Genomic DNA, 12,385 nt, shown 5'->3' on the forward strand with positions numbered 1-12,385 from the left:
TGACTACGCGGCCGCGGCGCGTAGCAGCTTCTCCGGCCAAGCGGGATCGTTGCTCTGGGCAATTGGGTAGCCGGAGGCCCACGGGCCTTCCCAGCGGACCTCGATGCCTGGATTGTGGGCGTCGGTGCCGTCGGGGAGGAAGAGATGCGGGCTGCCCTGTACGGCGTCGGTGACGGCGACGGCGTGGTCGCCCATCACCGCGGATCGCGCCCGGCCGTCGTCGAGGGCCGCGGCCAGTTCGATGACGTCGACCGACTCGACGTCGGCCGCGATCTCGAGGATCGTCTGCCGATGGCCGATCGGCCGGGATTCGAACCAGAAACCCCGGCGAAGCGCCGCGTCGAGGTCCTCGGAGGCCTGCAGTCTCTGAGCCTTGGCGGCGTGGACGGCCTCAGCGGCGAGCAGCACCGTCGACGGGTAGGTCCAATCGGGCTGCGTCCACAGGCGGAACCCGATCTCCGGCGCGAGCTGACCGAGCCCGACCGCCTCGCTGTCGGTCCCTGGCCGGGAGTGCGGGCCGTTGAACAGTTCCAGCGCGAACGTGTGGTGATCCAGGCGAACCACGCCGTCCAGCCCGAGCTCGGTGCGAGTCGTCCGGAGCCGGTGAATCGCGACGTGCGCGAACGGGCACAGCAGATCCGACCAGACCTGGATCGTCCCGGGTGCGACGTTCACTCGTCCTCCTGGTGATCGGCGCCGGACGGGTTGCTGGTGAAGCGCTCCGGCGTGATGAGCACCGCCGTACGTCGATCCGCCACCATCTCCCGGTCGTACGCCTCCAGGTCCGGATGTACGCCGCCCGCCGCGTGGTAGATGTCCCGCAGCAGCACGCGCAACCGCTCCGCGTCGATCCCTTCCAGCGGATCGTCCGGCCCGGCCAGCTCGACCGATCCGCTCACGCCGATCCACTCCCACTCCGCGCGGAACACCAGCGTCGCGGCCGGCGTACGTCGCAGGTGCGTGAGCTTCGCCGTCCGGCCGCGGGCGACAAAGGCGACGACCGGCTCGCCGGTCACCGGGTGGTCGAGCACCCCGGCGTTCACCACCGATGCGGCCGGCTCACCGGATCGTCGCTGAGTAATGGCAACCGCCAGGAAATGATCCCGCTGTCCGAGTTCGTTGATCCGGTCGAGTCCGGCACGCGTCTCCATGTCACCACATTAACGGACCACGGTCCGTTTCCTCAACCGGCGTCGGCAACGTCGAAGGACACTCCGGAATGCACCCCGCGATCAGCAGGACGACCGCCAACCCCTGACCTTGCGCGTGTCCTCCATGGACGGCGTCCGGCGTCATCAGGAGTGTGACAGCCCGGAGTCGCGGTTTCCTCCTCCAGATCGGATGAGCAGACCTGGGTAGGACGGTCCTACTCTCGGGATGGGAACCCATTGCGAGAGGTGACGCCGTGACTTCGGACCAGGGACAGCCGACCGTGTTTCATCAGGTGCGAGTACTGGACGTACGTCGCGGCAGGGTCGGGGACCCGGTGCAGGTGGTCGTCCGCGACGGAGTCATCGACAAGATCTCGCCGGCGGCCGAGATCCCTGCCCGTGCGCGCGTCGTACCCGGCGAAGGGCGGACGCTGATCCCGGGACTGATCGATGCGCACTGGCACGCGATCTTCGCCTCGGTGCCGCTGATGACCGCGTTGACGGGTGATGTCGGGTTCCTGCACATCGTCGCGGCGGCAGCGGCGCGGGACACGTTGCTGCGCGGTTTCACCACGGTCCGGGACGCCGGCGGCCCGTCGCTCGGGCTCAAGCAGGCGATCGACGACGGCCTGGTGCCGGGGCCGCGGATCTACCCGTCCGGGGCGATGATCTCGCAGACCGGTGGGCACGGTGACTTCCGGGCCCGGCACGAGATCCCCCGTGGTCGGACCGGCTACCTGAGTCATGCCGAGCTGGTGGGTGCCGTCCGCATCGCCGACGGTGTCAGCGCGGTGTTCGAGGCCGCGCGCGAGCAGCTCATGCTCGGCGCCTCGCAACTCAAACTCATGGCGGGCGGCGGCGTCGCGTCGTCGTACGATCCGTTGGACGTCACGCAGTACACCGAGGCCGAGCTGCACGCGGCGGTCGAGGCCGCGGAGAACTGGGGAACCTACGTGATGGTGCACGCCTACACGCCGCGCGCGGTCCAGCAGGCGATCCGGGCCGGGGTCAAGTGCATCGAACACGGTCAGCTGCTCGACGACGAGACCGTCGAACTGATGGCGGAGAACGAGGTCTGGTGGTCGCTCCAGCCCTTCCTGGACGACGAGGACGCGCCTCCTGTCCCGCCGGGGAGCCGGCCGAAGTTCGAGCAGATGGTGACCGGGACGGAAACGGCGTACGAGCTGGCGAAGAAGCACGACGTCCGGCTGGCCTGGGGGACCGACACCTTGTTCGACCCGGCGCTCGCAACCAAGCAGGGCAAGCAGCTCGCCAAGATGACGCGCTGGTTCACGCCGGCCGAGGTGCTGACGATGGCGACCGTCACCAACGCCGAACTGTTGTCGCTGTCCGCTGCCCGGAATCCGTACCCCGGTGTTCTCGGAGTCGTCGAGGAAGGCGCACTCGCCGACCTCATCCTTGTGAACGGCAATCCGCTGGACGACATCCAGTTGCTGGCCACTCCGGAGACCGCCTTCGCGGCGATCATGAAACAGGGCGCCCTCGTCAAGGACACGACGGCCGACTCGTCCCGCTGAAGGCTTAGCCGGCCGGCCAGAGTTGTGGCTGGATTGCCGGATCGGCGTAGTCGGGGTCGGGGTACCGCTACCTCAACGAACGCCGGATCGATCGCGCTCACCCCGACCGCGTTCAGATCGTCGCGATCGCGGTGACGCCGAGCGCGAGGCCGACGAGATAGGTGCCCATGGCACCGACATCGCGGAGCGGGCCGTGCGCCGCGAGCGAGGCGGACCGCAGCATGCCGAGCGCGTGCGTGAACCGGACGACGACGGCCGCGACGGCGAGTACGTCGATCAGCCAGCTGTCGGACAACGCCGAGCAGACCAGTAGCAGCACGATCATCGTCGGGATGTACTCGGCCGCGTTACCGTGCGCACGGACCGCGATCAGTAACCGGTCCGTGGGATCGCTCGGCAGTTGGTTGCCACCTCCGCGGAGGGCACGGTTGCGCGTGACGTTGGCTCCGAGCAGGAACAACAGGATGCCCAGCAGGGCAATGCAGACAACGGTGATGGTGCTCATACGAGTGCTCCCTTGAACAGACTGCTGACGATGGTGTGGCTGAGGTTGGTCCCGAGCAGGGCGTCGGTCTTGTGCATGCCGCCGGGACAGGTGACGTTGACCTCGATCAGCCGGCCGTCGATCACGTCGAGACCAGCGACGGCGAGGCCGTGCTTGCGCAGTACCGGTCCGAGTACGCCGACGATCGCGCGGTCGTGGTCGTCGATCTCGGCCGGTGCGACCGGCGGCCCGATCCGGAAATCGTCGACGGCCGGCCGCCGAAGAACCGCGCCGACGATCTCGCCGTCCAGCAGGAACAACCGCTTGTTGCCTTCCGCAACTGTTGGCAGGAACTGCTGCGCGATCACGTGCTGTCGCCCGCCGTGCGTGGCCGATTCCAGCAACGCGATCGCACTCCGGTCGTCCCGCACCAGCCACACGCCGATCCCCGCGAACCCGTCGACCGGCTTCACGACCGCCGTACCGACGCCCCGCACGAACGACCGCAGCGCCTGCGGATCGGCCCCGACGTACGTCGGCGGGCACAACTCGGGGAACTGCAGTGCGATCAGCTTCTCGTGCATCGCCCGGATCCCCTCCGGCCGGTTGATCACCCGTGTGCCCGCCGCTTCGACGAGATCGAGCAGGTACGTCGTGTGCAGGTACCGCGCGTCGACAGGCGGATCGATCCGCAACTGCACGACGTCGAACGACGCGACGTCGACGACCGCGGTACCGAGCTCGTCCCACCACGTCGAGTCCACGATCCATCGATGATCGCCACCGGCGACGCGCGGCCGCAGCCGGATCCGCCGAGCCCGCGCGCACACCCGCCCGTCGACGACCGCGAGTTCCTCCGGACCGCAGCACCAGATGTCGACACCCAGATCCTGCGTCGCACTCATCAACCCCACGCTGGCGTCGATATCGCCTTGCAGACCGGTCAACGGGTCGGTCACGAACAGCACGCCGGTCATGCCGCCACCTCCTGATCCAGTACGCCGGCCGCCGCCGCGCGCCACAGCTGTGCGGAACACGACCCTTCGAGTGCCCGCAGTAGGTCGCGTCGGCGTACGTCGTCGTACATGAGTTGCTTGAGTACGGCGACCGCACGCTCCACTGCGTCTGGCTCGAGAGCGTCGAGGAAGCGCACCTCGAGGTACGTCCCGCGCGGGCGGACCGGCGGGAAGAGCGTGCTCACGTGCCCGACCGGCCCGTCGACGAAGACCGTGGCGGCTGCGGCGAAGGCGGCGTACGACGTGACCGGGTCCTCGTCGCGCAGCAGGCTGTCGTCGAACGCGGTACGCGCCGGGTCGACCGCCAACCAAGTCGCCAGCCGCTCGCTGTGGTTGAAACGTGCCGCGAGGAACGGGCCGGCGAGGTTGAGTACCTGCCACTGCTCGATGCCGGCCTGCCCCGGCCACCAGTCCAGGCAGATCTGGGTGGACGCGGTACGGCGCATCATCCGTCGACCGGCCGGCCCGATGCGGTCGAAGTGCCGCTGCATCGCGACGTACCGCGCCGAGGTCAACTGCAACGGCACCTCCTGTCGAGGGTCGACCGGGATCGCCCGCAGCGTGATCCCGGCCAGCCGGCGTCGGAGGTCGGCAGTCAGCCACCGCAGGTCGCCGATCGGATCGAGCGACGGCGGGAGACTCAGTTCGAGTTGTCCGCCGGGCTCGAAGCTGACGTACGGCGCCGCGAACGACCCCTCCGCCGCCCGCCGCACTTCCTCGATCGGCACCACGCCGCCATCGGCCGCGGCGACGACGTACTCCTGCTCGATCGCGACCCGAACCGTCCGCCGCCGCCCCCGCGCGAACAGACCGGCCACCACCGGGTGTAGTTCCCTGGCCTCCATCGTCCCCTCCTGATACCGTAAGGATTCCTGTCAAATATTGGAAGGTATCCTTACGACATGTCAAGGCCTCAGGTCCCGCGACTCGATCGGAAGCCGCTGATCGCGCTGGTCGAGCGCGCCAACCGCGCGTTGCAGTCCGACATGGTCCGCCGTGCCCACGCCGACGGGCACACCGAGGTGAAGATGGCCCACAACTCGGTCTTCGGCTTTCTGCACTCCGACGGCGCCCGAGCCGCCGACATGGCCGCCCGGGCCGGGATCACCCGGCAGTCGATGGGCGAGGTGATCCGCGACATGGTCGCGCTCGACCTGCTGGAGATGCGGTCCGACCCGAACGACGGCCGGGCCAAGGTGGTGACGTACTCCGAGCACGGACTGGCTGTGGCCGGCGACGGCTTCTCGTACCTTGGTGAGCTCGAGCGCCGCTTCGCCGAAGAGTTCGGCGAGGAGGAGTACGCCGTCGCTCGTGATGTGCTCGAGCGGCTGGTCGACGTCCTCGATCGTTTCGCAGCTGAGGAGAGCCAGGCCGCGAACACGGCCTAGGTCCGCGGCTTCGCTCGTTGTCTCATGGATTGAGAACAGTTGTCAGGACAGGTCGGCTTGTCTAAGCTTGCCCGCAGGTTGGGAGAACAGCCCGCGGACCATTCCGGTGCCGATCGTGTGCGACTCCCGACAATTCCCGTCCAGCATCGACGGGCCACGGGATCCTCGTTCCCGGTCGACGCATCCGGCAGGTAGTCCGCAGTAGTGCGCAGTACTGCATTGATGCACAGGGGACACCAATGACCCTCTACGTCGACCGGCAAGGTCACGTGATCAATCGCACCACCTGGCTCGCGTTGACGGCGCGGCCGGAGTACGTCGTGATCGCCAGCGACGCCGTCGCCGTCGAGGGACAACAGGTACAAGTCATGACGATGTGGCTCGGACTGAATCTGCCGAGCAGGCCACGGGTCTTCGAGACCCTGCTGCACGCGGTCGGAGGCAACCGCCCGTGCAGGTGGACGTGGCCGAGCCTCCTGCAGGCGCAGGCGGGTCATCGTCAGGTCGTCGACGAACTCGCTACCGGGCAGCCGGCAGCGAGTGGGTCAATGTCAACCAGAAGCAACACCGGCCGATAACTGGAACCGATCAACGAGGACAGAGGCGACATCACGGCACCTGGGTGTGTGCGGCGAGTAACGCGGGCCGGGTCACGCCGAGGGCTCTCACCTCTTGATTCTCATGACGGCAGAACACCTTCACGACACCAGGACGTGTGCGACCGGAACTACGGGTCGGGTCACGTCCTGGTGTCTCGACCGCTCGGGCCAGAATCGAATTCGCGACTGTCGACCGCCGGCCGGCCGGTGTGCCGGGCGATGAGGGCAGCGGCCACGTCGCGGAGCTTGCGGTTGTGGTTCTGGGAATGGCGGCGCAGCAACTCGAACGCGGTTCGGGCATCGCACTTCTCCTGGCCCATCAGCAGCCCGAGTGCCTGGTCGATCACCGACCTCGACGCGAGCGCCTGCTCCAACTGCTCACCCAGCTCCGACTGCCGCACTGCACGCGCCGCGAAGGCCAGCGTAGTGGCGGCTTGTTCGGCGTACGCCGTCGCGCGCTCGCGATCCGCCTCACTGAAGGTGTCCGGCCGCTCGTATCCGTACAGGTTCATCGCGCCGATCGTCTGCCCGTCGACGATCAGTGGAAGGGCGAGCGAGGCCTTGACTCCGGCTGTACGTGCCGTGTCGACGTATTGCGGCCACCGGTTCTCGCCCAGATAGTCGGCGACGTCCACGACGGCGCCGCTCGCCAAGGCGTCCAGGCAGGGCCCTTCGCGGAGGCTGTACTGCTGCTCGTCTATCCACGCTGCTCGGGCGTCGCTGCTCACGATCGTCCGCGGCTGGCCGTCGTACCGCGTCGTGATCCCGCAGGACGCGGGCGGCTCGACGATCTTGGCCGCGACATCGGCCAGCTTCGCGAGCAGCTCCTCGAGCCCTGGCGCGCCGAGCAGCAGCGAGTGCAGTGAGCTCAGTGCGTCGACCAGCGGCGCATCACCATTGTCATCCACCGTTTCACCTCCGGGCGACCGGAGAACCTCCCCGCCTCCAAGCTACGCCGCTCGCAGCGGTTGGGCGCCAGAGATCAGCCTTCGTCTTCGGCCGGTGGCAGTGTCGGGTAGTCGCCGATCGGGTAGAGGCCGACCGTGAAGCCGTACGTCGTGTCGCCGGCGCGGGGGAGCTGGTCGAACGTGTGGATCAGCGCGTCGACCTGCTGCCAGAACTCCGCGGCACGCTCCTCGGGAATGCGGGCGTGCCGGATGAACGAGCGCATCTGACCCGCGTCGTACGCCGGTTTCGACTCCTCGGCCGCGACCTCGAAGTCGTTGAAGTCGTGCGGCAGCTGTCCCTGGTCGCCCTGCCGGCCGAGGCCGACGAAGAACATCCGCGCCGCACGCCCGTAGAACCGCTCCTCGATCGCCCGCACCTTCCGGGTCCGGACCACCTGCAGGATGCCCGCGTCGGCGAGCACCTTCACGTGGTGCGCGACCGTGCTCTTCGGCCGCCCGACCGCTGTTGCCAGCTCCGTCACGGTCGCCGCCCGCTCGTGCAACAGCCCGAGAATCGTCGTCCGGAGCGGATCGCTGATCGCCCGCACCTGCTCCGCGGTCGTCAGCTCGACAGTGTCCGCGAGCTCGTAATCGGGGACCGACCTGTTGATCGCCATGGTCCGAATAGACTAGCATCGTGGATTGTTCGGGATATTTGGATCATTGGAGCTGATGATGGCCGAGGTCGTGCTGTACCACCACTCACAGGGGCTGACCGACGGGGTGAAGGCGTTCGCCGACGAGCTCCGGCAGGCGGGTCACACCGTCCACACGCCGGACCTGTACGAAGGCAACACCTACGCGACGCTCGAGGAGGGGATGGACTACGCGCGGTCCACCGGCTTCGGTGTGGTCGCCGAGCGCGGCGTCCAGGCTGCGCAGAGCCTGCCGTCGAACGTCGTGTACGCCGGGTTCTCGCTCGGCGTCGTGCCTGCTCAGCAGTTGGCGCAGACTCGTCCCGGCGCCACCGGAGCGCTCTTCTACTACTCGTGCCTGCCGGTGGAGGAGTTCGGTACCTGGCCGGACGGCGTACCGGTGCAGGTGCACGGCATGGACGAGGACCCGTTCTTCACCGAGGAAGGCGGCGACCTGGACGCTGCCCGCGCCCTGGTCGCCGCCAACGAGAATGCCGAACTCTTCCTCTACCCCGGCAAGGAGCACCTGTTCGCCGACTCATCCCTCCCGGGATACGACGAGTCCGCCGCCAAGCTCGTCCTGGAGCGCACCCTCGCCTTCCTTGCGTAGAACCTGTGCAGGGCTGGTCAGCCGAAGGCCGCTAGATTGCGGTCGGCCCAGGCTCGGAAGGTGCGTGCGGGCCGGCCGGTGAGGTCCTGGACGGTCGCGGTGATTAGGTCGGAGGCTGGGCGGTTCTGGGCGCTGCCGATGAGCGCTTGGACCAGCGCCGGCGGGCGACCGTCCGCGAGCAGCTGTGCTCGCGCGTCGTCGAACGGTGTCGCCTCGAACGTCAGCTCGCGGCCGAGCGCGTCGCCGAGGATCCGCACCTGATCAGCCCGGCTGAGTACGTCGGGACCGGTCAGCGTGTGGGTCGTGCCGGGCTGCGAATCACGCAGTACGGCGGCAGCGACCGCGGCGATGTCCGCGGGGTCGATCACCGCGGTCGCGGCGTTGTCCGGCCCGCGTACGACGTCACCGGCTTTGAGTTGCCCCGCCCAGCCGAGCGCGTTGGACGCGAACGTGTCCGCGCGCAGGATCGTCCACTCCAGTCCCGACGCCCGCACGGCAGTCTCCAGATCGGCATGCAAACGCGTGATCGGATCCGTGTCAGCCCCGAACCGGACTGCCGACGACGACAGATAGACAACCCGCCGCGCTGACTTCGCGATCTTAGCCAGCACCGCACTCGCACCGTCGGACGTGAGAAACGGCCAAACCAGGAAGACAGAGTCGACGCCCTCCATATCGAGCGTCTCGGGACGGGCGAGATCGGCGCCCGACGAGCGGTCGAGAGAGCGCGCCTCCGGCAGCAGCGCCGCCAGTTCCCGCCCGACGTTGCCCGTTGCGCCAGTCAAGAGGATCACGCCCTCGGCAACCTGCCGAGGCATTGTCGGTATTCCCGGCTACAGTGCTGAAGATGATCAACGGAGCGCATGTGATCATCTACACCACCGACGCCGACGCGGACCGCGCCTTCTTCCGGGACGTGCTGGAGTACCCGTCCGTGGACGCGGGCCACGGCTGGCTGATCTTCAAGCTGCCACCGGCCGAGGTCGCGATGCACCCGGCGGAGGCCGGCGCGCACGAGCTGCTGCTGATGTGCGACAACCTCGAGCAGACGATGGCAGACCTGTCCGCGCGCGGCGTGGAGTTCGTGCGACCGGTCGAGCGGCAGCAGTGGGGTGTGCTGACGGCGTTCCGGTTGCCGGGCGGGGGCGAGGTCGGGTTGTACGAGCCGCTGCACGAGCGGGCGCATGATCTCTGAGTTCCGGATCGCGGTGCCGGACGCGGAGCTCGCGGATCTGCGCGGCCGGCTGGAGCGGGTTCGTTGGGCATGCCAACTACCGGGGGACGGGTGGGAGCGCGGCGTGCCGGTCGGGTATTTGCGGCGGGTGGTCGAGCGGTGGGCGGCGTACGACTGGCGGGCCTGGGAAGCACGGCTCAACGAGTATCCGCAGTACACGACCGAGATCGACGGGCAGACGATTCACTTCCTGCACGTGCGATCGGCCGAGCCGGATGCGTTGCCGTTGGTGCTCACGCACGGGTGGCCGGGATCCGTGGCCGAGTTCCTGGAAGTGCTCGGGCCGCTGACCGATCCGGCGGCGTACGGCGGGGATCCGCGCGACGCCTTCCACGTCGTCGCGCCGTCCGTGCCGGGGCACGGGTTCTCGGTGCCGTTGACGTCCGGCTGGAATCACGCGCGGATCGCTCGTGCATGGGCGGAGCTGATGCGTCGCCTCGGGTACGAGCGGTACGGCGCGCAAGGCGGCGACACGGGATCCGTTGTCTCGCCCCTTGTGGGACAGGTGGATCCGGCGCACGTGGTCGGCGTACACATCAATGGGGGACTGGCGTATCCGGCCCTCGAACCGGGTGATCGCGAGCAGTTGAACGACGTTGAGCGCGAGCGGCTTGCGGCGGCTGAGCGGTTGCGTGCGGTCGGCACCGGGTACGCCGAGTTGCAGGGGACTCGGCCGCAGACGGTGTCGTTCGGGCTGAGCGACTCGCCTGTTGGACAGTTGGCGTGGATTCTGGAGAAGTTCTGGGAGTGGACCGACCCGGCACGCGAACTGCCCGAGGACGCGATCGACCTCGATCACCTGCTCACGAACGTCTCGATCTACTGGTTCACCAACACCAGCGCAACCTCCGCCAACCTGTACTACGAGAACCGGCAGACAGCCGACGACCTGACCCCGGGCGTGCCGACAGGCGTCGCCGTCTTCCCAACCGACCCAGCAATCCGGCGGGTACTGGACCGCCAACACCACATCGTCCATTGGTCAGAATTCACCCAAGGCGGCCACTTCGCCGCCCTAGAAGCCCCCGCCCTACTCGTCAACGACATCCGCACATTCTTCCGCCTGCTCCGCTGACCAGGCGGGGGCTGTGGAGGTCCGGAGAACGTTGTGATCTGCCCACGCAGCACTACGCGCGGCTCCTCCGTCGCCGTGCTACGCGCAGCTCCCACCCACCCGACTGCGCGCGGCTAAGCGCCGCTCAGGCGACAGACCTGTGCTGTCACCGACCAACCCACCATCCCGCGTCCGCTACGCGCGCTCCTCCGTCGCGCGCTACGCGGCCCGCTGCACCGCCCAGAGCCCGTCCGAGGAGCACGGACCCTTGGCCGCTGGAGCGGCGCTTTCCGGCAGGGCTTCAGCCATGTGATTCAGCGGAGCGTTGGGTCCAGGCGTCCGGGATGGACGTATGAAGGTCGATGCCAGGTGACCAGCTGACCTCGGTTTGTGATCTGCCACCGGATCCGCGGCAGGCTGGAAGCCTGGCGACCACCTAGGGCCGCCCGCCAACGCACGCACATGCCGATGAGCGGTCGACGGTCGAGCCCTACGATGACCAGCATGGGGAAGTTCATATTCGAGATCCGGGACGCGTTCGACCCGCTGGACGGGTATGAAGGTGACGTCACGCTGGCTGGGGTTCGCGTCGATTACGACGGGGACTCACTCGCTGTCGGCGATACGTTGCTTGTGCCCGTTTCAGGCGGCCGGACTGTGCGTTCGACCGTCGCGCAGTTTCCCCTCACGTCCTTTACAGACCGTGACTTGCGGGCCATATCTGTGGTCGGCGTCACTGCGGCAGACGTCCTCATCGGCAGCCGAGCCGAGCGTGCTACCGACTGATTCGAGCGCACTCGCCTGACGCAGATAGCGAGTGCTGCGGCCATCCGGACATGCCGCTGATCGCGCGGTCATGCCGATGATCACGGGTGGTCCGACCGCCGTGTACAACCGCGGTGCCGTTCCCCGCTTGTGTCCGCCAGCGGCCTCGAGTTGGTCGGCGGCTTCGAGTTGGATAAGTGCGTCGATGGCGGCGGCGTGCTTACCTTCGCCGGTACGTGGCGCCTGACCACGTTGGCGCGTAGTGCGGCGACGGAGGGGCCGTGGGTAGCACCGCGTGGGGAGATCACCGTCTGCGGGGTGACCTGTCGGCGGGTGTTAGTGCGCCGGCATCACGTCGTCCATCGGCCGGAGTTCGCGTTTGAGGTGCCCGGGCTGTTCGTTGATGACGGCCGGGGGTTCTTTCGGGTGGTTCGGTAGGCGGGCGGGGGTTACGAAGGTCAGTAGGGCGCCGTCGCGTTCTACTGTTGCGTTGGGCCAGCGGCGGCGGAGCATGCGGAGGGAGCGGTCGTTGGCGGCGCTGACCACGAACAGGAAATGGGTCGCGCCGGCCTCGATCGCGTCGGCGGCGGCGATGGAGAGCATTCGGATGCCGAGGCCGCGGCGCTGGTCGTCCTCGGCGATCACGGCCGCTAGTTCGGCGGTTGATTCACCGGGTGCCCAGGCCCACATCGCATGGCCGACGATCGTCTCGTCGCGGGTCGCGACGAAGGCGGCGCCGGTCGGGCACAGCATCCGCAGCAGCAACGCCTGGCGTGGCGGCGTACCGATCGCGGTCTGGAACCGGAAGTAGCGGCTGAGGTCCGTCAGCCCGGACAACATCCTCGCCAGTTCGTCCGCGTCGGGTTCGCCGGCGCGGCGGACGAGTGGCGGTCTCGTCTGAGTCTGGTTCACGGATTCAGCCTTGCTCCACTTGGCTGAGTCTGTCAAGCGGACTTATGCTGGT

Annotated in this window: 16 protein-coding genes; 7 read left to right on the forward strand and 9 right to left on the reverse strand. The window is 68.1% G+C overall.

All coding sequences use genetic code 11. The annotated features are described in order from the left end of the window. Positions 1–3 precede the first annotated feature (3 nt). Both EV647_RS18130 and EV647_RS18135 read right to left on the reverse strand, forming a co-directional pair. Positions 4–675 (reverse strand): DsbA family protein, encoded by a 672-nt coding sequence (locus EV647_RS18130; protein ID WP_134004161.1) that lies wholly within the window; start codon positions 673–675, stop codon positions 4–6. Continuing rightward, entirely contained in the window at positions 672–1,151 is a 480-nt protein-coding gene (locus EV647_RS18135) for a pyridoxamine 5'-phosphate oxidase (protein WP_134004163.1), read from the reverse strand. The genes EV647_RS18130 and EV647_RS18135 overlap by 4 nt, the downstream gene beginning before the upstream one ends. A gap of 254 nt (positions 1,152–1,405) precedes the next feature. Here EV647_RS18135 and EV647_RS18140 point away from each other — a divergent pair, with 254 nt between their 5' ends. Further along, complete coding sequence (locus EV647_RS18140) at positions 1,406–2,689, forward strand: amidohydrolase family protein (protein WP_166679868.1); 1,284 nt, start codon at positions 1,406–1,408, stop codon at positions 2,687–2,689. 112 nt (positions 2,690–2,801) lie between these two features. Here EV647_RS18140 and EV647_RS18145 read toward each other — a convergent pair whose 3' ends face one another. From EV647_RS18145 to EV647_RS18155, 3 genes are read right to left on the reverse strand one after another with little or no spacing between them, the layout of a single operon-like run. Further along, positions 2,802–3,194 carry an MAPEG family protein gene (locus tag EV647_RS18145; RefSeq protein WP_134004167.1) on the reverse strand — a complete coding sequence of 131 codons (393 nt, stop codon included), beginning with the start codon at positions 3,192–3,194 and terminating at the stop codon, positions 2,802–2,804. Beyond that, positions 3,191–4,150 (reverse strand): glutathione synthase, encoded by a 960-nt coding sequence (locus tag EV647_RS18150; protein ID WP_134004169.1) that lies wholly within the window; start codon positions 4,148–4,150, stop codon positions 3,191–3,193. Before EV647_RS18150 ends, EV647_RS18145 begins: the two co-directional genes overlap by 4 nt. Next, complete coding sequence (locus EV647_RS18155) at positions 4,147–5,034, reverse strand: glutamate-cysteine ligase family protein (protein ID WP_134004171.1); 888 nt, start codon at positions 5,032–5,034, stop codon at positions 4,147–4,149. Before EV647_RS18155 ends, EV647_RS18150 begins: the two co-directional genes overlap by 4 nt. 57 nt (positions 5,035–5,091) lie before the next feature. Here EV647_RS18155 and EV647_RS18160 point away from each other — a divergent pair, with 57 nt between their 5' ends. After that, entirely contained in the window at positions 5,092–5,577 is a 486-nt protein-coding gene (locus tag EV647_RS18160) for a MarR family winged helix-turn-helix transcriptional regulator (RefSeq protein WP_134004173.1), read from the forward strand. A 239-nt stretch (positions 5,578–5,816) separates the two neighbouring features. Next, a complete protein-coding gene (locus tag EV647_RS18165) occupies positions 5,817–6,155 on the forward strand; it encodes a hypothetical protein (RefSeq protein ID WP_134004174.1) in 339 nt (112 codons plus the stop codon). Between the two features lie 161 nt (positions 6,156–6,316). Here the strand turns inward: EV647_RS18165 and EV647_RS18170 are convergent, their stop codons facing one another. Both EV647_RS18170 and EV647_RS18175 read right to left on the reverse strand, forming a co-directional pair. Next, positions 6,317–7,084 carry a GAF and ANTAR domain-containing protein gene (locus tag EV647_RS18170; protein WP_238175298.1) on the reverse strand — a complete coding sequence of 256 codons (768 nt, stop codon included), beginning with the start codon at positions 7,082–7,084 and terminating at the stop codon, positions 6,317–6,319. A 74-nt stretch (positions 7,085–7,158) separates the two neighbouring features. After that, positions 7,159–7,740 carry a transcriptional regulator gene (locus EV647_RS18175; RefSeq protein ID WP_134004176.1) on the reverse strand — a complete coding sequence of 194 codons (582 nt, stop codon included), beginning with the start codon at positions 7,738–7,740 and terminating at the stop codon, positions 7,159–7,161. A gap of 55 nt (positions 7,741–7,795) precedes the next feature. On the opposite strand from EV647_RS18175, the gene EV647_RS18180 reads away from it, so the two are divergent. After that, positions 7,796–8,368, forward strand: a complete 573-nt coding sequence (locus EV647_RS18180) for a dienelactone hydrolase family protein (RefSeq protein ID WP_238177280.1) — start codon at positions 7,796–7,798, stop codon at positions 8,366–8,368. Positions 8,369–8,385: 17 nt separating this feature from the next. On the opposite strand, the gene EV647_RS18185 is transcribed toward EV647_RS18180, so the two are convergent. After that, positions 8,386–9,162, reverse strand: coding sequence for an NAD(P)H-binding protein (locus EV647_RS18185; protein WP_238177266.1), 777 nt, complete (start codon positions 9,160–9,162; stop codon positions 8,386–8,388). 53 nt (positions 9,163–9,215) lie between these two features. On the opposite strand from EV647_RS18185, the gene EV647_RS18190 reads away from it, so the two are divergent. The 3 genes from EV647_RS18190 to EV647_RS18200 all read left to right on the forward strand — a co-directional run bounded on the left by EV647_RS18190 (position 9,216) and on the right by EV647_RS18200 (position 11,442). Next, complete coding sequence (locus EV647_RS18190; RefSeq protein ID WP_134004180.1) at positions 9,216–9,563, forward strand: VOC family protein; 348 nt, start codon at positions 9,216–9,218, stop codon at positions 9,561–9,563. After that, complete coding sequence (locus tag EV647_RS18195) at positions 9,553–10,677, forward strand: epoxide hydrolase family protein (RefSeq protein ID WP_134004182.1); 1,125 nt, start codon at positions 9,553–9,555, stop codon at positions 10,675–10,677. Before EV647_RS18190 ends, EV647_RS18195 begins: the two co-directional genes overlap by 11 nt. A gap of 483 nt (positions 10,678–11,160) precedes the next feature. Next, a complete protein-coding gene (locus tag EV647_RS18200; protein ID WP_134004184.1) occupies positions 11,161–11,442 on the forward strand; it encodes a hypothetical protein in 282 nt (93 codons plus the stop codon). A 315-nt stretch (positions 11,443–11,757) separates the two neighbouring features. On the opposite strand, the gene EV647_RS18205 is transcribed toward EV647_RS18200, so the two are convergent. Continuing rightward, a complete protein-coding gene (locus EV647_RS18205; protein WP_134004186.1) occupies positions 11,758–12,333 on the reverse strand; it encodes a GNAT family N-acetyltransferase in 576 nt (191 codons plus the stop codon). Positions 12,334–12,385: the final 52 nt, after the last annotated feature.

Source organism: Kribbella sp. VKM Ac-2566 (assembly GCF_004366005.1).
Classification (GTDB): Bacteria; Actinomycetota; Actinomycetes; order Propionibacteriales; family Kribbellaceae; genus Kribbella; species Kribbella pratensis.